Source organism: Stenotrophomonas sp. YJH_SMC_80 (genome assembly GCF_059372495.1).
In genome coordinates, this window is record NZ_JCAFVP010000004.1 from 176,155 (window position 1) to 198,380 (window position 22,226).

A 22,226-nucleotide genomic window follows, 5' to 3' on the forward strand; every position below is an offset into this window, starting at 1 on the left:
GGAAACGGGGTAGGGCCGGCAACGGGGTTGCCATGCCCCGGTGCTGTTCAGCTGCCGGACGGCAGCCACAGCAGCAGCGCCGCGCCCAGCGCGATGCGGTAGATGGCGAAGGCGGTGAACCTGTGCGACTTGATGTAGCCCATCAGCCACTTCACTACGACGAAGCCGGTGACGGCCGCGGCAAGGAAGGCCACGCCCACCTCGGTCCAGTTCTCGCTGCCCAGCTGCCCGGCCCTGGCCATCTCCAGGAAGGTATAGGCGCTGGCGGCGAACATGGTGGGGATGCCGACCAGGAACACGAACTCGGCGGCGGCGGCGCGGCGGCTCAGGCCCAGCAGCATGGCCAGGAAGATGGCCGAGGCCGAGCGCGAGGTACCCGGGAACACGCCGGCCACCACCTGCGCCAAGCCCACGCCGATCGCCACTGTCCAGGTCACCTGGTCGCGGTCGGGCAGGCGCGCGGTGTAGGCCTCCACCAGCAGCATCCAGACGCCACCGATGATCAGTGCCCAGGCCACCGGGCTGACCGTCTCCGGCAGCGACCAGCCGGCCTTGCGCACGACCAGGCCGACCACTGCGGTGACCAGGAAGGCGGCGCCCAGCTTGAACACGTACTCACGGTTCTCGCGTTGGTTGAAGCCGGTGGCCAGCTGCAGCAGGCGCTGGCGGAACACCAGCACCACCGCCACGATCGCACCGGCCTGGATGACGATGTTGAAGAAGTCCGAACGGGCGCCCAGCCAGTGCTGGGCGATGAGCAGGTGGCCGGTGCTGGAGATCGGCAGGAATTCGGTCAAGCCTTCGAGGATGCCCAGCAGCAGGGCGGAGAGCAGGTCGGACATGGACGGTGCGTGCACGCGCGGCGGAAGGAAGAAGGTCGAGAGGATAGACGATCACCGCCGCACCAAACGGGTGCGTCTGGTGCTGGGTGCACCCGTTTGGTGCGCGCCGTTCTGCACCGCCACGGAGCACCCTTTTTGAAATCAATGACTTGCGGCCTGCGAAAAGTTGGCACGGTCGTTGCTGTACCTCAGCAGGCATTCATCCCCATCCGAGGTCGTACCGATGTCCGTGGAAAACGTTGAGAAGCTGATCAAGGACAACCAGATCGAGTTCGTCGATCTGCGTTTCGTGGATATGCGTGGCGTCGAACAGCACGTCACCTTCCCGGTCAGCATCGTCGAACCGTCGCTGTTCGAAGAAGGCAAGATGTTCGATGGCAGCTCGATCGCCGGCTGGAAGGGCATCAACGAGTCGGACATGGTGCTGCTGCCGGATACCGCCAGCGCCTACGTCGACCCGTTCTACGCCGATCCGACCATCGTGATCAGCTGCGACATCCTCGACCCGGCCACCATGCAGCCGTATGGCCGTTGCCCGCGCGGCATCGCCAAGCGCGCCGAGGCCTACCTGAAGTCCTCCGGCATTGCCGAAACCGCGTTCTTCGGCCCGGAGCCGGAATTCTTCATCTTCGACTCGGTCCGTTTCGCCAATGAAATGGGCAACACTTTCTTCAAGGTCGATTCCGAAGAAGCCGCCTGGAACAGCGGCGCCAAGTACGACGGCGCCAACAGCGGTTACCGTCCGGGCGTGAAGGGTGGCTATTTCCCGGTTCCGCCGACCGACACCCTGCACGACCTGCGCGCCGAGATGTGCAAGACCCTGGAACAGGTCGGCATCGAAGTGGAAGTGCAGCACCACGAAGTGGCCACCGCCGGCCAGTGCGAGATCGGCACCAAGTTCAGCACCCTGGTGCAGAAGGCCGACGAACTGCTGCGCATGAAGTACGTGATCAAGAACGTCGCGCACCGCAACGGCAAGACCGTCACCTTCATGCCCAAGCCGATCGTCGGCGACAACGGCAGCGGCATGCACGTGCACCAGTCGCTGTCCAAGGGCGGCACCAACCTGTTCTCCGGTGACGGCTACGGTGGCCTGAGCCAGCTGGCGCTGTGGTACATCGGCGGCATCTTCAAGCACGCCAAGGCCATCAATGCCTTCGCCAACTCGGGCACCAACAGCTACAAGCGCCTGGTGCCGGGCTTCGAAGCGCCGGTGATGCTGGCCTATTCGGCCCGCAACCGTTCGGCATCGTGCCGCATTCCGTGGGTCTCCAACCCGAAGGCGCGCCGTATCGAAATGCGCTTCCCGGACCCGATCCAGTCCGGCTACCTCACCTTCACTGCGCTGATGATGGCCGGCCTGGACGGCATCAAGAACCAGATCGACCCGGGCGCACCGAGCGACAAGGACCTGTACGACCTGCCGCCGGAAGAAGAGAAGCTGATCCCGCAGGTCTGCTCCTCGCTGGACCAGGCGCTGGAAGCGCTGGACAAGGACCGCGAGTTCCTGAAGGCCGGTGGCGTGATGAGCGATGACTTCATCGACGGCTACATCGCGCTGAAGATGCAGGAAGTGACCAAGTTCCGCGCGGCCACCCACCCGCTGGAATACCAGCTGTACTACGCCAGCTGACCGGATGCGATGGCGGTGGGTTTCCCCCTCCCACCCGCCGCCATCGCTTCCGTTTTCGCGGCTGGGGAGCCGCAAGGCGGGCGCAGGCCCGCCGTTGTAGAGCGGACTGTCAGTCCGCTGCATTGGAACGTGGGCCTTTGGCCCGCTTATCCAGGGGCAAGAGAGAGACCGGATACGCGACCAGGGCCGCCCTCCCTCCCGCGTCGGTCGTGCAAGGAGAGAGGCACGGCCGTCCCGGCCCTGTACGTGTCCGGTGCAACAGCCACGGTCATCATCCTGATGACCCGTGGTTGCCTGATGCCAACGCGCGCTGGCGCGCTGGCCCCATCCACCATCGGGACATGCGCATGAAACTGATCTCCGCCATCATCCGGCCGTTCAAGCTCGACGAGGTCCGCGAGGCCTTGTCCGACGCAGGCGTGTCGGGCATTACCGTGACCGAAGTGAAAGGCTTCGGCCGCCAGAAGGGCCACACCGAGCTGTATCGCGGCGCCGAGTACGTCGTCGATTTCCTGCCCAAGATCAAGATCGAAACCGTAGTCACCGACGAGCGTGCCGATGCGGTGATCGAAGCGATCCAATCGTCGGCAGGCACCGGCAAGATCGGTGACGGCAAGATCTTCGTCACCGCCGTCGAACAGGTCATCCGCATCCGCACCGGCGAAATCGGTGCCGACGCGCTGTAACCCCCTTCCGGAGACTCCCCCATGAAGATGCGCCTTCTCACCGGGTGGCAAGCCCGGTTCCATATCGTGTGCCTGTTGATGCTGCTGAGCGCGCTGGCCGCGGGTGCCTGGCCGGGCAATGCCCACGCCCAGGCGCAGGTGTCGCCGCTGCCGAGCGAAAGCGTGGCCGTTGAGCCGCTGCAGGACCCTGCAGCTGCAGCCGCTGCGCCGGCCGTGGCCGAAGCGGCCGCCGCCTATGATCATGGCGACGTGGCCTGGATGCTCACCTCCACCCTGCTGGTGCTGCTGATGGTCGTGCCGGGCCTGGCCCTGTTCTACGGCGGCCTGGTGCGTTCGAAGAACGTGCTGTCGGTACTCAGCCAGATCCTGGTGGTGTTCTCGCTGGTGCTGCTGCTGTGGGTGGCCTACGGCTACAGCGCGGTGTTCAGCGCGGGCAATCCGTTCTTCGGTTCGTTCACCGAGTTCGCCTTCCTCAAGGGCTTCACCCCCGAGTCGGTCGGCAACACGCCGATCAAGGGACTGCCGGACTATCTGTTCGTCGCGTTCCAGTCGACCTTTGCCGGCATCACCACCGCGCTGATCGTCGGTGCCTTCGCCGAGCGCATCAAGTTCCGCGCGGTGCTGCTGTTCTCGGCGCTGTGGTTCACCCTCAGCTACATTCCGATGGCACATATCGTCTGGGGTGGCGGTTACCTGGGCGAGCTGGGCGCGATCGATTTCGCCGGCGGCACCGTGGTCCACATCAATGCGGGCGTTGCTGGCCTGGTGGCTGCCTGGTTTGTCGGCAAGCGCCTGGGCTACGGCCAGACCGCGCTGAAGCCGCACAACGTGCCGTTCACCTACATCGGCGCGATGCTGCTGTGGGTGGGCTGGTTCGGCTTCAATGCCGGTTCCGCTGCCGCAGCCGATACCGTGGCCTCGCTGGCCTTCCTCAACACCGTGCTGGCCACCGCCGCCGCCGTGCTCGGCTGGACGCTGGTGGAAGCAATCAGCAAGGGCAAGCCATCGGCACTGGGCGCTGCTTCGGGTGCGGTGGCCGGCCTGGTCGGCATCACCCCGGCATGTGGCACGGTCGGCCCGCTCGGCGCGATCGTGATCGGCTTCGTTGCCGGCGTGGTCTGCGTCTGGGGCGTCACGGGCCTCAAGCGCCTGCTGAAAGTGGACGACACCGCCGACGTGTTCGGTGTGCATGGTGTCGGCGGCATCGTCGGCGCGATCCTTACCGGTGTGTTCAGTGCACAGTCGCTGGGGGGTACCAAGGCGGATCTGGATATCGCGCACCAGGTCTGGGTGCAGGTGGTCAGCGTCGGCCTCACCGTGGTGTGGTCGGCGTTGGTGACGACGCTGATCCTGCTGGTAGTGCGCAGCGTGGTCGGCCTGCGCGTGACCGAGGAAGCAGAGCGCACCGGCCTGGATGTCACCTCGCATGGTGAGTCGGCTTACGAGGCCTGACGGGCTTCACGGTTTCAAAGGTACCCCGCCACTGCTGCGTCGCCTGCAGTGGCGGGGGCCGGGCACAGGTTTCCCCAGTGCCGCAGGCATCTGTCGGCGTACTGGCGGACCTGCGCTGGGTCGGGTGTAGATCCGGGGCGCCGCCCGCTGGCGGAACGCCGTCCGTCGGACATCACATTTTGCCCGGATGGGCTGGGCCGGCGGCAGTTTGCCGGCTCTGTTTCCTGCCACGCGATTCCCTTACAGTGCTGCCTCTTCCAGCCGCATCTTCGTCGGTCTGGCAGCCATCTGCAGGGAACAGGACATCGTGGAACAGGGACGTAATGTACGCAGCCGCGCGTTGCACTGGCGGTTGTCCGTGGGCGTGGCACTGGCCATCGCCGGCTTCCAGGCACCGGCCGGGGCGCAGGTCGTGTCACCGGAGCAGGAGCTGCTCCGGCAGCAGGAGCGCGAACGCGCGCTGCGCGAACAACAGGAAGCCACGCCGGATGTCCGGCTGCAGCCGGCTACTGAAGACCTCGGCCATCTGCCGGTGGACGAATCACCCTGTTTCACCATCAACCGCATCGAGCTGCAGGGTGACCAGGCCGACCGCTTCCGCTGGGCACTGGCGGCAGCCGATCCGCGCAGCGACCCCGCCACCGGGCGCTGCCTGGGTACCGCCGGCGTGGACATCGTGATGAAGCGCGTGCAGAACGCGATCATCGAGCGCGGCTACGTCACCACCCGCATCCTGGCCGCACCGCAGGACCTGAAGACCGGCATCCTGACGCTCACGGTCGTCCCGGGCCGCGTCAATGCCATCCGCTTTGCCGACGGCGCAGGCCGCACCCCCGCCCTCTGGAACGCGGTGCGGGTGGCACGCGGCGAAGTACTGAACCTGCGTGACATCGAACAGGCGCTGGAAAACCTGCAGCGCGTGCCGACCGCGCAGGTGGACATCCAGATCGCGCCCCCGGCCGATGGCGCGGCGGCCAAGCCGGGCGAGAGTGATCTGGTGATCAGCTGGCAGCAGGCGCGCCTGGTACGGGTCAACCTGACCCTGGACGATGCCGGCAGCCAGTCCACCGGCAAGATGCAGGCCGGCACCACGGTGTCGGTGGACAACGCGGCCGGCCTCAGCGACCTGTTCTACATCAACGTGGGCAGATCGGTGTTCAACGGCAGCGAGCGTGGCACCGACAGTTGGGCAGTGCATTACAGCGTGCCGCTGGGCGGATGGCTGCTGGGCGCCAACGCCAGCAACTTCGACTATGAGCAGACCGTTGCCGGCGCATTCGAGAATTACGTCTACAGCGGCTCCAGCCGCAACGCCGAGCTGCGCCTGACGCGCATGCTGTTCCGCAACGCGCGCGCCAAGACCAGCATGTACGCGCGCGGCTGGTACCGCGAATCGGACAACTTCATCAACGATACCGAGATCGAAGTGCAGCGCCGCCGCATGGCGGGCTGGGAACTGGGCCTGGGCCACCGGCACTTCATCGGCAAGGCGACGCTGGATGTGAACCTGGCATACCGCAAGGGGACCGGCGCCTTCAACGCGCTGCGCGCACCGGAAGAGGTCTTTGGCGAAGGCACGGCGCATGGCCGCATCTTCACCGCCGATGCGCAGCTGGTCGTGCCGATGCAGTGGGGCCGCCAGAGCCTGCGCTACACCAGCAGCTGGCGTGCGCAGTGGAACCGCTCGCCGCTGGTACCGCAGGATCGGTTCTCGATCGGTGGCCGCTACACCGTGCGTGGCTTCGATGGCGAAATGTCGCTGACCGGCGAGCGCGGCTGGCTGCTGCGCAATGAAGTGGGCGTACCCCTGGGCAGTGGCGTGGAGGCCTACGTCGCGGTCGATCACGGCCGCGTCGGCGGTCCGTCCACGGCCCGGTTGCTCGGCGACCGGCTCACCGGTACCGCGCTCGGCCTTCGCGGTGGCACCCGCCACATCAACTGGGATGCCTTCGTCGGCAGCCCGTTGTCCAGGCCGCGCGGCTTCCAGACCGCCTACACCACGTTCGGAATGAACATGGGCGTCTCGTTCTGACGCCTGCGCATGGCCGGCCTGCGCTGCCTGCAGCGCGGCCAACACGATGCGGTACCGCGCAGCCCGCTGCGCACACCACCCAACAGCACCGAAAGGAATCAGCGCCGTGAACAAAGTCTACCGTCTGGTCTTCAACCGTACGCTCGGGGTCATGCAGGTTGCGTCCGAGCTGGTCAACGCCGCGCACGGCGGTGCCGACAATCGTGAAGGCCGCACGGTCGGCACCCTGCGACCGATCAGTTTCGCGTTGTGGCTGGTGCTGGGCTGGGTGGGGCTGGTGCAGCCGTTGTCAGCGCAGCAGGCGCCGGCCGACCCGGGCCGCATCGCCGCCGACCCGGGCGCGCCGGCAAACCAGCGCCCGACGGTGATCACCTCGGCCAACGGCACGCCACAGGTCAACATCACCACGCCCAGTGCGGGCGGGGTGTCGCGCAATACCTACCAGCAGTTCGACGTCGGCCAGCAGGGCGTGATCCTCAACAACTCGCGCGGCGAGGTGCAGACCCAGCTGGGTGGCTGGGTGCAGGGCAATCCGTGGCTGGCCACGGGCACCGCACGGGTCATCCTCAACGAGGTCAACAGCAGCAATCCCAGCCACCTCAATGGCTATGTGGAGGTGGCCGGTGCGCGGGCGCAGGTGGTCATCGCCAACCCGGCCGGGATCCAGGTCAATGGCGCGGGCTTCCTCAACGCCAGCCGGGTGACCCTGACCACCGGCACGCCGATCGTCAGCAATGGCGTGCTGGAAGGCTATCGCGTGGAAGGTGGCAGCATCGGTGTCGGTGGCACGGGCCTGGATACCAGCCGCGCCGACTACACCGACATCATCACCCGTTCGCTGCAGGTCAATGCCGGCATCTGGGCCAACCAGCTGCAGGCCAGCCTGGGCAGCAACGTGGTCAGTGCCGACCACAGCAGCGTGCAGCAGCAGAAGCCTACGTCCGCCGCGCCCACCTTCGCGCTGGATGTGGGCGCGCTGGGCGGCATGTATGCCAACCGCATCTGGCTGGTCGGCAATGAACATGGCGTGGGCGTAAGCAATGCCGGCAAGCTCGGTGCCCAGGCCGGCGAGCTGGTGGTCACCGCCGACGGCCGGCTGCAGAATACCGGCGCGATGCATGCGCAGCAGGACCTGCGCATCGACGCCAGCGCGGGCATCGCCAATGCCGGCACGCTCAGTGCCGAGCGCGAGCTGCGCGTGCAGACCCCGGCAGATGTCGACAATAGTGGCGGCACGCTCAATGCGCGACGCATCGAAGTGAATGCCGATGCGCTGCGCAACCGCGGCGGCAGCATCGAACAGCTTGGAACGCAGGCGCTGCAGCTGCAGGCCGCCGACCTCAGCAACCTGCAGGGCCGCATCGGCACCGTGTCCAGCGTTTCGCCAGGCACCGGCACCGGCGGCACCGGCACCCCGCCGGGTACGGGTACGCCAGGTACCGGTACGCCAGGCACAGGTACCCCCGGCACTGGCACTCCCGGCACCGGCGGCGGCACCCCGCCGGTCACGCCGCTTCCGCCGCTGGCGGCCGGTGTGCTCAACATCGCAGGAACGCTGGACAACGACGGCGGCCGCATCGAAGCCAGTGGCGACCTGCAGCTCAGCGCCCGCAACAGCCTGGACAACAGCGACGGCACGCTGGGCGCAAGCACCCTGCAGGTGCAGGGACAGGCGCTGCGCAACATGCGTGGCACCCTGCAGGTCCAGGGCGCGGCCAGCGCGCAGGTGCAACAGCTGGACAACAGCGGCGGCCGCATGACCTTCGCCCGTGGTTTCAAGTTGAAGGCGCAATCGGCAATCAATCGCGGCGGCAGCCTTGCCCACGGTGGCAGCGCCGAGACGACCTGGATGATCGGCCAGGTCGACAATAGCGAGGGCAGCATCTCCAGCAATGCCACGCGGCTCGGCCTCGACATCGGCACCCTGGTCAACACCCGGGGCAGCATCAACCACGCCGGCAGCGAGGACCTGCTGCTGCGTGCGGAGGTACTGGATGGCGTGCAGGGCAGCATCGCCACCGCCGGCGCGGCAGACCTGCAGCTGGGCCGCGCCGACCACCGTGGTGCGCAGCTGGTCGCCCGCCAGCTCGGCCTGAGCGCACAGGACTTCGACAACCGCGGCGGCCGCGTGCTGTCCACGGGGCTGCAGGCCAGCACGCTCAACGTCCGCAATCACCTGGACAACAGCGACGGTGGCCTGCTGGCCAGCAATGCCGACCTGCAGATCGATGCAGCGTTCTTCGGCAATGCCGGCGGCACCGTGCAGCAGGCGGGCGCTGGCAACCTGCGCATCACCACCGCCAGCCTGCAGGGCCAGGGCGGCACCGTTCTCAGCAACGGCACCCTGCAGCTGCACGGCGATACCCTGAACCTGCGCAATGGCACCACCGCCGCGCAGCGCATCGACGTGCGCGCCGGCGACCTGACCACCGCCGGCGGCACGCTGACCTCGACCGGCGGCGATGCCCTGCAGCTGCAGGTATCGCGCACCCTGGACAACAGCGGCGGCACCGTGGGCGCCAATGGTGCGCTGGACATCAACAGCGGCATCCTCATCAACGACGGCGGCAAGCTGATCGCCGCAGGCACCGGCACCAGCCACATCCACGCCAGCCAGCGGCTGCAGAACCAGCGCGGCCTGCTGTCCGGCAATGGCGATCTGCAGATCAAGACCGATGGCCTGCTGAACGAGAGTGGCAGCATCGACCATGCCGGCACCGGCACGCTGCAGATCGACGCGACCACCGTGCAGGGAGCTGCTGGCAGCATCGCCAGCAATGGCCTGCTGCAGTTGAGTGGGCAGCAGCTGGACCTGCAGAAGGGCAGCACCCGCGCCCGTGACGTGAAGATCACGGCCACCGGCCTGGACACCAGTGGCGGCAGCCTGTTGTCACTGGGTAACAACGCGATGCAGCTGCAGGTGCAGGGCCTGCTGCGCAACGACGGCGGCAGCATCAGCGCCAATGGCGCGCAGCAGATCCAGGCGGGTGCGCTGTCCAACCGCGGCGGTGCGCTCAATTCGGCGGGAACGGCAGCTTCGCAGATCCAGGTCGACGGCACGCTCGACAACAGTGGCGGCAGCATCGCCAGCAATGCCGCCCACCTGCAGCTGAAAAGCGGCGGGCTGGTCAATGCCGGCGGTACCCTCAGCCATGCGGGCAGCGACGGCCTGGTCATCGACAGCGGGCGCCTGGACGGAGCAAAGGGACAGATCGCCACTGCCGGCGCCCTGCAGCTCACCGCGGCCGAGGTCGATCACCAGGGCGCGTCGCTGGCTGCCGCGCAGCTGGACATCTCGGCGACCGGGTTCGACAACCGCGGTGGGCGCATCATCGCCACCGGCACCGGTGGCAATACGCTGCGCGTGCAGGGCACGCTGGACAACGGCAATGGCGGCACCCTGGCCAGCAATGGCAACCTGGATATCCACGCGCGTACCTTCGGCAATGCCGGCGGAACCGTGCAGCAGGCCGGATACGGCAGCCTGGTCATCACCACGCAGGACCTGACCGGCGCCGGTGGCACCCTGCTCAGCAACGGTTCGCTGGAGCTGCAGGGCGACACCCTCGATCTGCGCAACGGTACTACCACCGCGCAGCGCATCAGCATCGATAGCGACACCGTGATCACCGCCGGTGGCCAGCTGAGTGCGCTGGGCACCCAGGCGCTCCAGCTGCAGGCCCGTAGGCTGCTCGACAATACCGGCGGAACGCTGGGCAGCAATGGTGCGGTCGATGTGCACGCAGGCCGCTTCGTCAACGACCATGGCAAGTTGATTGCCGCCGGTGATGCTGCATCCGCAATCCGCGCCGCGCAGCTGGAGAACCGCAGCGGCGCGATCTCCGCCAACGGCAACCTGCGCATCGAAGCGCAAACGCTGTCGGGCCAGGGCGGCAGCATCGGTGCCGCCCGCGCGCTGTCACTGCAGGGCGGGTCATTGGATCTCCGCGGCGGCAGCGTGGCGGCCGAGCAGCTCGATATCGTGGCCGGCAGCCTGGACAACAGTGCGGGTGCGCTGCGCGCTACGGGCAGTGGAACGCTGGCGATGCAGATCAGCGGTCGCTTGGCCAACGACGCCGGCACCATTGCCAGCAACGGTGCCCAGCACATCGAAGCCAGTGAGCTCTCCAACCGTGGCGGCACGCTCAGTTCGGCCGGCAGCGCGTCCACTGAGCTCCGCATCGACGGCCTGTTCGACAACAGCAACGGCATGCTGGCCAGCAATGGTGCGGCGCTGAAGATCGACGCCGGCAGCATGGCCAACGTCAAGGGCACGCTCAGCCATGCCGGCAGCCAGGGCCTGCTGCTGCGCACCGGGCAACTGGATGGCCAGGGCGGCACCATCGCCAGCGCAGGCGGCATCACCCTGCAGGCGGGCAGCGTGGACCATCGCGGCGCCACCCTGCAGGCCGAGCACATCGCGCTGGACGCACAGTCATTCGACAACCGGGCCGGCAAGGTCATGGCGACTGGTGCAGAGGGCAGCCGGATCGACGTGGTCGGCAGCCTGGACAACGGTGAGGGGGGCCTGCTGGCCACCAATGGCGACCTGGGCATCCAGGCGGCGGTGTTCGGCAATGCCGGCGGCACCGTGCAGCACGCCGGCGAAGGCGTGCTGTCGATCAACGCCGGAACGCTCAACGGTACGGGCGGCACGCTGGTCAGCAATGGCAGCCTGCTGCTCAAGGGCACCACCACCGACCTGCGCACGGGTGTGACCTCGGCCAAGCGGATCGAGGTGGATACCGGCACCCTGATCACCGCCGGCGGCACGCTCACCGCGACCGGCAGCGACACGCTGCGGCTGAGCGCGCGCGAACGCATCGACAACAGCGGTGGCACCGTATCCAGCAACGGTGGGCTGGACCTGCGCAGCGCCGCGCTGGTCAATGCTGGCGGTACGCTGCAGTCCGCCGGTACGGCGGCCAGCCAGCTGAACATCGGCCAGAACCTCAACAACCGTGGCGGTCGCATCCTGGCCAACGGCGGACTCGGCATCACCGCCGGCAGCATCGACAACCAGGGCGGCACGCTGCACAGCGCTGCACGCCTGGTGGCAAAGGCCGATGGCCTGCTCGACAACAGCAACAAGGGTGTCATCGCCAGCGGTGCGGGCATGCGCGTGTCAGCGGCTTCGCTGGACAACCGCACCGGCAGCATCGAGCAGGCGGGCGACAGCCTGTTGCAGATCGATGCCGACACGCTGCAGGGTCATGCCGGCCGCATCGTCAGCAATGGCGAGCTGCAACTGAAGGGCGAGACCATCGATCTCAGTGCGGGCACCATGGCCGCGCAGCAGGTCAGCGTCGAGGCCGGCCAGCTGGACAACACGGCGGGCACGCTAACCGCTACCGGCAACCAGGCGATGTCGCTGCAGGTACGCGGCGCGCTGGGCAATGACGGCGGCACCATCGCTGCCAACGGTGCGCAGCAGATCAGCGCCGGTTCGCTATCGAATGCGGGCGGTACCTTAAGTTCGGCAGGTACGTCCGACAGCCGGATCACCGTCACCGGCCGTTTCAACAACGGCGGCGGCACCCTCGCCAGCAATGCCGGCAATCTGCGTGTCGATGCCGGGCAACTGGTCAATGCCGCGGGCAGCATCGTCCATGCAGGGAAGGGCGTATTGACCGTACAGGCCACCCAGCTGGACGGCGCCGGCGGCAGCATCGCCACGGCAGGCGGATTGCAGCTGGATGCGGTGGCCGTGGACCATCGAGGCGCCACCCTCACTGCCGATCACTTCGCCCTCAACGCCGACCGCTTCGACAACCAGAACGGCAAGCTGCTGGCGACGGGCACGCAGGCCAGCACCGTGCAGGCCACCACGTCACTGGACAATGGCGGCAACGGCCTGATCGCCATCAATGGTGACCTGACACTGACCAGTGCAGTGTTCAGCAATGCCGGCGGCACCGTGCAGCAGGCTGGCACCGGCATGCTGGCCATCAACACACACACCTTGAATGGCCAGGGCGGCAAGCTGCTCAGCAATGGCGCCCTGCAGTTGACCGGCGAAACCACCGACCTGCGTGACGGCACGCTGTCGGCTACCCGCATCGCCGTGGATACAGGCACGCTGCTCAACGCGGGCGGTTCGATCATCGCCTCTGGCAGCAATGCACTGAAGGTGTCCGCGCGCGACAGGCTGGACAACAGCGGTGGCACGCTTGCCGGCAATGGCACGCTGGATCTGCGCAGCGCTCAGCTGCTCAACAACCGGGGCACGATCCAGGCTGCCGGCGGCGGTATCAGCACCCTGGCGATCACCCACGCGCTGGAGAATCGCGGTGGCCGCATCCTGACCACAGGAGACGCCACCCTCATCGCAGGCGCGTTCGACAATCGCGGCGGCATCGTGCACAGCGATGGCAGCAGCGCATTGACCGTGCGCGTCGACGGCCTGCTCGACAACAGCGACAAGGGCACCCTGTCTGCCGGAGGCGCACTGCTGGCCGAGGCACAGTCCATCAACAACGATGGTGGCACCGTGGCTTCTGGTCAGGACATGCAGCTGACCAGCGCCGATGCGCTACGCAACCAGGGCGGCCTGGTCCAGGCCGGCAAGCACCTGCAGGTCTCGGCCAGCGGCCTGAACAACAACAGTGGCCGGATCATCGCCAACGACCTGCAGCTGGATACCCGCGGCCAGGCGCTGGAAAACCGCAGCGGCATCATTGCCAGCCTTTCCGGAAACGCAGAGCTGCGCAGCGGTGCCCTGGACAACACAGGCGGCCTGCTGCAGTCGGCGGCAGCCCTCAGCATCAACACCGCCGGACAGCGGCTGATCAACGCCGGTTCCAACGGCAACGGCATTGTCAGCAGTGGCACGCTGCAGATCCGCAGCGGCGATCTGGACAACCGTGGTGGCGCGGTGTCCGCCAAGGCCGGTGCCGACGTGCAGGCCATCGACATCGACAACAGTGGCGGCGGCTCGCTGGTGAGTGCGGCCGACCTGCTGCTGCGCGCGCAGCAGCTGGCCAACACCGGTGGCAGCGTGACCGCCGGTGGCAATGCCGACATCAGCTTGCAGGGCGCGCTGCTCAACAGTGGCGGCCTGGTGGCCGCGACCGGCCGCCTCGACCTGCAGGCCGGCCGTGTCGACAACCGCAATACGCTCAGCCCGGGCAATGGTCCTGCACTGGGGTTGCAGGGCAAGACCCTGCAGGTGACCACCAGCAACCTGGACAACCAGAACGGCCAGGTGATTGCCGACAACCTCGTGCTGCAGGTGAACCAGCGCCTGGACAACAGCGGTGGCCTGGTGTCGGCGGCGCTGGGCTCTGATGTCCGCGCCGATACCCTGGTCAACAGCGGTGGCACCCTGGTGGCCGGCAGGCAGCAGACCCTCCGCACCCGCGAGATCATCGGTGATGGCCGGCTGATGTCGCAGGGTGACATGACTCTGGAGCTGGGCCAGAGCCACACCAACCGTGGCGAGATGGTGGCCAACGGCACGCTGAGCCTGTCCATCCAGGGCAACCTGGACAACACCGGCAAGCTGGCCGGCGCCAACGTCAACATCAATGCGGGCAACATCACCAACGCCTCCACCGGCGAGATCAGCAGCATCGGCCTGACCCGCCTTGCAGCGGGCGGCGCACTGGTCAACTACGGCCTGCTGGACGGCAACGTCACCCATATCACCGCTGCGACCGTCGACAACATCGGCAGCGGCCGCATCTACGGTGACCGGGTCGCCATCCAGGCGGGCTCGCTCAACAACGTGGCAGCCAACATCGGTGGCGTGGACCGTGCAGGTACCATCGCTGCGCGCCAGCGCCTGGACCTCGGCGTCGGCACGCTGACCAACAGCGGCAAGAGCCTGATCTTCAGCGATGGCGACGCCGCCATCGGCGGTGGCCTGAACGGTCTGGGCGCGGTAGGCAGCGCGCAGAAGGTCGACAACATCGGCTCCACCATCGAGGTCAGCGGCAACCTGGACCTGTCCGCGCTGGCGGTGAACAACATCCGCGAGAACGTGGTCGTGGAGAAGGTCACCACCGTGCATGCACCGGTGCGGCTGGAACAACCCGGCTGGTTCAAGAACGCCAACAACAACAACCGGGATTTCCGCGCTACCTCGAATTACCAGCCGTATGAGATCTACTACCTCAACCCGGCGGACATCCTCGAAGACACCCCCTATGTCACTCCGGATGGCCAGCAGATCCGCAAGGCGGTGATCCGGCTGTCCAGCAACACCAGCGCCTATGCGTTCGCCCGCGGTGGCGTGCATGGCGCACGCGCGTCACGTGAGCGCCTGAGCGTGCAGGACGGCACGGTCACGATCTACTACGTCAGCCGCGCCGACAACCGCAACAATCCCGATCAGCTCGGCGCAGGCGCGGAAGATCCCTTCCGCGATCTGTCCACCCGTGGTCCGGGGTCGCCGCCGATCGAGTACGTGACCGATACCCTTCGGTACAGCAACGCCTATGGCACCTGCACCACGACTTGCGTGCAGATCATCACCTATCCGGACTATGACAATCCGGAAGCGACGCTGATCAACATGCAGCGTCACCCGCAGGAGACCAGCGGCAACGAGAAGACCCGCATTGCCACCCGCACCACCGTGGAAGACGTTGTGGTTTCGGCAGGAAACAACGCCGTGATCAACGCGGGCGGCAACATGCGGATCAGCACCGATCGGCTGGAGAACCGTTTCGCCAACATCGCCGCGGGTCGCGCCCTGGCCATCGTCGGCCTGAACCGCGATCAGTCCGAGGTGATCAATGCTGCCGAGCAGCTGACCCGTACCAGCACTTTCGACAACCAGTCCATCACCTACGGTGGCTCCTCCAGCCGCTGGAAGGCGGCACCGATCACCGAGAAGACCGGCGCGCTGGGTTCGTCGATAACCGCCGGTGGCAAGCTCACCATCGATGTCGGCAACCTGCGCAACGACAACAACGGGGGCAGCAACCCCAACGCCGGTGGTGGCAAGGGCACCGCGCAGCTGGATACCAACGGCCGCGGTGCAGGTGCGGTCGGCCCCGGCGCGGGCAGCGTGCAGGGGCCCGGCCAGAGCACAGGACAGGGTGCCGGCAGCGTGGACGCACAGGGGCCGGGCACCGCTGGCGCGGCGCAGGGCGCCAACGGTGGCCATCAGCAGGCGGTCGCCCAGACCGACGGCGTGCGCGCGGACGCGGCGGGTGCCCAGGGCCCCGGCCAGGCCGGCAACGCCGGGGCGGGTGCTGGCACGGCGCAGGACATCAATGCCGCCCAGGCCGGGCAGGCCAATGCCAACGGCCCGGCGGCGGTGCGCGCCGGAGAGCATGCCGGCAGTGGTGGCAATGCCGCAGTGGATGGCAAGCAGGCCACGACGACAACCGGTGCTGATCCGCGCGTGGTGATCACCACCAGCCCGAATGCCAGTGCACCCACCGCCAGCCTGTTCAATGTGGACGCCAACCGTGGCAACCACATCGTGGAAACCGACCCGCGCTTTGCCAGCTATCGCGATTGGCTCAGCTCGGATTACCTGCTGCAGCGGGCAGGCTTCGAGCCCTCGCAGACGCAGAAGCGCCTGGGCGACGGCTTCTACGAGCAGAAGCTGGTGCGCGAGCAGATCGGCGAACTCACCGGCCGTCGCTTCCTTACCGGGCACGCCAGCGACGAAGAGCAGTACCGCGCGCTGCTGGAGGCCGGCGCCACGGTCGCCAGCGAATGGGGCCTGCGTCCCGGCGTGGCGCTGACCGCCGAGCAGATGGCACGCCTGACCAGCGACATCGTCTGGCTGGTGGAAAAGGACGTCACCCTGGCCGATGGCTCGGTGGTGCGCGCGCTGGTGCCGCAGGTCTACCTGCGGGTGATGCCGGGCGACCTCGGCAACGACGGCGCCCTGCTGGCCGGCGCGGAGGTGGACGTCAAGCTGCGCGGCGACCTGGTCAACAGCGGCACGATTGCCGGCCGGCAGCTGGTCAGCATCGATGCCGGCAACATCCGCAACCTGTCCGGCGGCCAGATCAGCGGTGCGCAGGTGGGCCTGTCGGCGCGCCAGGACATCGACATCATCGGCACTACCGTCAAGGCCACCGATGCCATTGCATTGAAGGCCGGTGGCAACATCACCGTGGCCTCGACCACCTCGGAATGGAAGGACCAGGGCGACCGCCTGTCGCAGCAGAAGACCACGCTGGATCGCGTGGCCGGCCTGTATGTCACCAACCCCGGTGGCGATGGCGTGCTGTCGGTGGTGGCCGGCGGTGATATCGGCCTCAAGGCAGCGGAGATCCGCAATGCTGGTACCCACGGCATCACCCAGCTGGTTGCCGGTGGCAACCTGGAACTGGTTGCGCAGACGCTGGGCCAGAGCAGTGCGCTGAACCACGACAGCCGCAACCACACCAGCAACAGCCAGACCACGCATGCGGTGACGTCGATTGAGGGCGCTGGCGATGTGGTGCTGGCGGCGGGCAAGGACATCAACCTGGCCGCAACCCGCATCAAGACCGATGGCGGCATGGCCCTGCAGGCCGGTGGTGACATCAACAGCCAGGTGCTGATAGACAGCCGCAGCAGTGATTTCAGTGCCGGTGGCAAGCGCAGTTCGCTGCAGATCAGCCAGAGTGACGAGACCGCGCGTGGCAGCCAGTTGCAGGCTGGCGACAATGTAGTGCTGAGAGCGAACCGCGATATCAACCTGACTGCCACCCAGGTTGCCAGCTCGGATGGCACGCTGAGTGTGGCGGCCGGTCGCGACGTCAACCTGCTTTCGGCCAACGAAACGCATGACTTCAGCCTGGACAGCTACGACAAGAAAAAGAAGACCCTGTCGAGCACCACCACCACCCGCCACGCCGAGAGCAGCGACAGCTACGCCATTGGCACCGGCCTGATGGGCGAGAGCGTGAGCGTCACCGCCGGCCGCGATCTGACCGCCGTAGGCGCGGTGGTTGATGCCACCGGCACAGTGGTCCTCGGTGCGGGCAACAATGTGCTGATCACTTCTGCGGAAGACCATCACAGCAGTGAGTCCAGCGAGAGCAGGAAGAAGTCCGGCTTCACCGGTGGCTTCTCCAATGGAACTGCTTCGATCGGCTACGGCAGCTCGAAGAACAGCAGCAGTTCTGCCGAGAAGTCGACCACTCAGGTCGGCTCCGCCATCGCCTCGCGCGAAGGCAGCGTGCTGATCAACGCCGGCAACCAGCTGACGATCGCCGCGTCCGACGTGGCCGCAGGCAAGGACCTGACCCTGGTCGGCAAGGACATCAACCTGCTCGCCCGCCAGGATACGGTGGATACGCAGGCCAGCCAGTCGAGCAAGTCCAGCGGGTTCTCGGTGGGCGTCACCTACGACCCGGCCAAGGCGTACCGCACTGCACGCGACAACGCCACCGAAGGCATGGCCGACAGTGGCACGATGATGGGCCGGATCACGCGTACCGCTGAAGGCGTAGCGGCCGGCGTGTCGGCGGCCGTGCTGCCGGCGATCACGGCCGGCAGCCAGCGCTCGAACAGCAACCAGAGCCACTCCACCAGTGACGCCCGGGTCAGCAACCTCAATGCTGGCGGCAATCTCTCGCTGATCGCCAATGGCGGCTCGATCACCAGCCAGGGTGCGCAGATGACGGCCGAGGGCAATGCTGTCCTGCTGGCCACCAAGGACATCGTGTTCGATGTCGCGCACAACACCGAGCGCAGTGACAGCGACAGCCGGGGCAAGGGTTGGGGTATCGCCACCAACTCCGCCGGTCTGCCGTTTGGCACCAACAATTCGCGCAGCGAGGGCGCCGGCCAGAGCGATACCATCACCGGCACACAGCTGTCGGTGGGTGGCGGTGTACGCATGGCCACCACCGAGGGCGATATCAGCCTGACCGCCGCCAGCATCGCGGCGGAAAAGGACGTCAGCATCCGCGCTGCGGGCGACCTGACGATCCGTAGTGGGCAGGACACGGTCAGCAATGCCAACCGCTCGGACAGCAAGGCGATCGGCACTGTGCAGATCTCCGATACCGAGAAGTTCTCCGGCTGGCATCGCGAGAATCATCGCGATGACAACGCGCAGGTCTCACAGGTGGCCAGCACCGTCGGCAGCCTCGGCGGCAACGTCAACCTCACCGCAGGTGGCAAGTACACGCAGAGCGCCAGCAATGTGGTGGCAGCGAAGGACGTGGACATCACCGCTGCCGAGATCGAGCTGCTGACCGCTGACGAAAGTGGTCACTACTCGCAGAGCGACAAGGACCTGAAGATCGGTGCCTTCGCGCGGGTGAAGTCGCCATTGATCGATTTGCTCAACAATGTCGACGCCGCCCGCAAGTCCGACGACCGCCTGCAGAAGATGCAGGGCCTTGCCGCTGGTGCCAATGCCTATCAGGCCGCCAGTGCCATCTCCAGCATGGCCGGCAAAGGCGGAGGCGGGGCATTGCTCAGTGCCGAGGCCGGCGTCGGGTTCAAGACCTCCAGCAGCAATGCCGACGGCAACAGCCAAGTCTCGCGCGGCTCCACCATCCAGGGGGGTGGCAACGTCAACCTGACCAGCACCCAGGGCGACATCCACGTGGTGCAGGGCAATCTGAGCGCGGGCAACACGCTCAGCCTGGATTCGGCTGGTGACATCCTGCTGGAAGCAGGCAAGGCGCATGTAGCCGACCGCAGCAAGAGCAGCAACGCCGGCGCCGAGGTCGGCGTGGGCGTTGCAGTGGGCGCGCAGACCGGCGTGTACGTTTACGCCGAAGCCAGCGTCGGCAGCAGCAAGTCCAACGCCGAGAGCAGCACCTGGCAGAACACCACGCTGACCGGCAAGAACATCTCGATGAAGGCCGAGGGCGATACCACTCTCCGTGGCGCGACCGCCACCGCCGACCGCATCGACGTGAAGACCGGTGGCACGCTGACCATCGAATCGCTGCAGGACATCGCCGAGAGCATGTCCAAGAACAGCCAAGTGGGCGGTCGCGTGCAGGTGTCGTTCGGTACCGCATGGAATGCTGACGGGTATGCCAGTGCGGGCAAGGCCAACGGCAGCTATCAGGGTGTTGGCCAGCAGAGCGGCCTGTTTGCCGGCAATGGCGGGTACCACGTCGATGCAGGTCACGTGAACCTGTTGGGCGGCGCGATTGCCAGCACCAATGCGGGCAACAGTGAACTGACTGCGGGCTCGTTGACGTTCACCGACCTGCAGAACCACATGGACTACAAGGCCACGTCGGGCAGCATCAGTGGTGGCTTCGGCAGCAGCGGCAAGGGCCCGACGGACAAGGGTGTGGGAGCGGTTGAGCAGCTGCAGGGTATCGGCAGCAACATCAAATCCGGAACGTTCGGCAGCGTGGATGGTGTCGCGTTCGGCGGTGGACTGCCGATGCATGAAAGTGGCAGCGACAGCTCAAGCACGCGTGCAACACTGACCGAGGGCAATATCACCATTGGCGACAGGAAGACCACGGCGGCCGAACTTGGTGTCAATACCGATGCTGCAGCGGCACACCGTGCGCTGGAGGCGATGCCGGATGCCAACAAGATGCTGGCCGACCAGCAGGCGCTGGCGAACGCAGCAAGCACGGTTCTTGCCACCAGTAAGCAGATCGCATCGGACATTGGCAGCTACGGGATCAACAAGATCACCGATGCCTACCTGGAGGGTAAGAGCGCCGCAGAGAAGGAGACCTTTGCCAACCTCAGTCCCAAGGACCAGTACACCGCCCTTGCAGGCTTTGACAGCTCTTACCCTGATGCGCTGGTCACGCAGCAGAAGTGGGCACCCGACGGTACCTATGGCCGTGCGCTCAACGCGGTCTCCAACGCGCTGGTCGGCGGCGTGGCAGGGCAGGCAGGTGGTCAGGTCATCTCGAACACACTCGCGCCCTACGCCGCTGAGCTGATTGGAAAGACATTCGATCCCAACAAGCAGAGCGCCGTCCCCAGTGAGGCGATGCAGATGCTCTCGCATGCGCTTCTGGGCGCGCTGCTTGCGGAGGCGAATGGGGGTTCGGCGGGTGCCGGAGCCGCTGCTGCCGGAGGGGGTGAACTGGCAGCCAAATTCCTGGGTGACTACTACGCGCGGCAGAATGGCGGGCAGCTGACTCCGGAGCAGGAACAGCAGATCAAGGCATTGGGCCAGGCGGTCGGCGCGATGGCAGGGGGGATTGGTGGAGACGGAGCCATGGGTGCGGCGTTGGGAGCCACCATCGCCAGGAACTCCGTCGAGAACAACTACCTGAATCATGCCGAGCGCATGCAATTCCTCGACGCCATGCTGAGCTGCATGAAGAGCGGGGAGCGTTGCGGCGAACAGAAGGAGCTGGCAGCACTGTCGGACGCGCGCAATGCGGCACTGATTGCTGCATGTACCGCGGCTCCCGATTCGCCTGCCTGCCGCGCAGAGCAGACGAAGCTGGGTGACGCCTATTGGTCACTTACCCAGAATGACTCCACCTATCTGCGATGGATCAAGGACAATGGCCTTGATCTGGCCCAGGCGGCACTGACGAAGGGCAATGGTGGCCAGGTCGCCTCCGATCTGCTGACGCATACGTCCTCGCTGGATGCACGTTACAAGATCACCTGTGCAGCGGCAGGGCGCTGCGATCCATTCACCGCCGGCATGCTCGCGTTGAATGGGAAGACACAGGAGGCGGCAGCCAACGCGGCACTGAATCTGCTGTTCGACAAGGTGGGCTCGGGAGCTGGCGTGGTGACCAACGCGGGTGGAATGGTCATGGACATGGCGAAGATGAATGCCATCTACATGTCCATTGAAAGCACCAAGCAGGCCTTGAACGACTTCCAGCGCATCGGCGAAATTGGCGGCTGGGGTGTCGTGAAGGAAAAGGGTGCCGGCGCCTGGTCGTCCATTTCAGGCTACTTCGGGAACGGCTGGGATGCGGCGACCTACGAGCTGGGCCTGAACCAGAAATGGAACCTGGCCGATGTGGCCGCAAACGGCTTCACCAAGGGTGACATGGGGCTGGACGTCGCATTGGCCGTGGTCAGCTTGGGTGATGTCACCGCGATGCGTGCGGCCGCGAAGGCCAGGAAGCTGGCGGCGTTGGAGAGGGAGGTCGCAACGAATGGCGTGGAAGGTGCGAAGCCAGCAGTCGGCGTCAAAGATGGAACGCCTCATTCAGATGCACCATCAGGCGATGTCATCGGCAAACTTGAGCCGGGCAACCCAAGTAGTTCAAGTCTCCCGCGTTTCGGGGATAGGCTGCTTATTGACCAGGGACAGCTTCCCACCTGTGGGCCGACTTCTTGTGCAATGGTGCTGGATACCGCCGGTAAAAAGGTGGACCTGGGCGCCATTATCATACAGTCCAATGTAAGAGCTGAAGGGACCACTATGCCTGCCTTGGCCCAAGTCCTAAGAAACAACGGGCTTTCTTCAACCAGAAGGGCGTCGGTCACTATTGAAGAGCTCGCGAAAGCAACAGCGAAGGGTGATCCTGCAATCGTTAGAATGAGCTTGGATCGAGGAGGTCATGCTGTTGTCGTGGACGGTGTTACGATGAGGAACGGGCAATATGTAGTTGCCATACGTGACCCTGCAATGGGCAGGCAGTATTTCACGCCCATTGATGAGTTTAAAAGAAAATTCTCTGGCGAAGCAATTATTACTAGTAAATAGGTGATAT

At 66.1% G+C, this 22,226-nt stretch carries 6 protein-coding genes; 5 read left to right on the top strand and 1 reads right to left on the bottom strand.

The features are described 5' to 3' along the window. Window positions 1–47: 47 nt before the first annotated feature. The gene (locus AC5P99_RS09100) at window positions 48–842 is read right to left on the bottom strand and encodes an undecaprenyl-diphosphate phosphatase (protein WP_111203124.1); all 795 of its coding nucleotides are present in this window, start codon (window positions 840–842) and stop codon (window positions 48–50) included. A gap of 223 nt (window positions 843–1,065) precedes the next feature. On the opposite strand from AC5P99_RS09100, the gene glnA reads away from it, so the two are divergent. From glnA to AC5P99_RS09125, 5 genes are all read left to right on the top strand, one after another. Then, on the top strand, window positions 1,066–2,475 hold the full coding sequence (glnA, locus tag AC5P99_RS09105) for a type I glutamate--ammonia ligase (RefSeq protein WP_005407550.1): 1,410 nt from the start codon (window positions 1,066–1,068) through the stop codon (window positions 2,473–2,475). Between the two features lie 347 nt (window positions 2,476–2,822). Continuing rightward, entirely contained in the window at window positions 2,823–3,161 is a 339-nt protein-coding gene (locus AC5P99_RS09110) for a P-II family nitrogen regulator (protein WP_004134334.1), read from the top strand. A gap of 21 nt (window positions 3,162–3,182) precedes the next feature. After that, the gene (locus tag AC5P99_RS09115; protein ID WP_099605661.1) at window positions 3,183–4,613 is read left to right on the top strand and encodes an ammonium transporter; all 1,431 of its coding nucleotides are present in this window, start codon (window positions 3,183–3,185) and stop codon (window positions 4,611–4,613) included. A gap of 307 nt (window positions 4,614–4,920) precedes the next feature. After that, window positions 4,921–6,645 (top strand): ShlB/FhaC/HecB family hemolysin secretion/activation protein, encoded by a 1,725-nt coding sequence (locus tag AC5P99_RS09120; protein ID WP_329755827.1) that lies wholly within the window; start codon window positions 4,921–4,923, stop codon window positions 6,643–6,645. 106 nt (window positions 6,646–6,751) lie between these two features. Next, window positions 6,752–22,219: a hemagglutinin repeat-containing protein gene (locus AC5P99_RS09125; protein WP_495213067.1), complete on the top strand. Its 15,468-nt coding sequence runs from the start codon at window positions 6,752–6,754 to the stop codon at window positions 22,217–22,219. Window positions 22,220–22,226: the final 7 nt, after the last annotated feature.

Coding starts and splice junctions, on each gene's coding strand:
- AC5P99_RS09115 (WP_099605661.1), top strand. CDS start 3,183: ATGAAGATGCGCCTTCTCACCGGGTGGCAAGCCCGGTTCCATATCGTG.
- AC5P99_RS09110 (WP_004134334.1), top strand. CDS start 2,823: ATGAAACTGATCTCCGCCATCATCCGGCCGTTCAAGCTCGACGAGGTC.
- AC5P99_RS09100 (WP_111203124.1), bottom strand. CDS start 842: ATGTCCGACCTGCTCTCCGCCCTGCTGCTGGGCATCCTCGAAGGCTTG.
- glnA (WP_005407550.1), top strand. CDS start 1,066: ATGTCCGTGGAAAACGTTGAGAAGCTGATCAAGGACAACCAGATCGAG.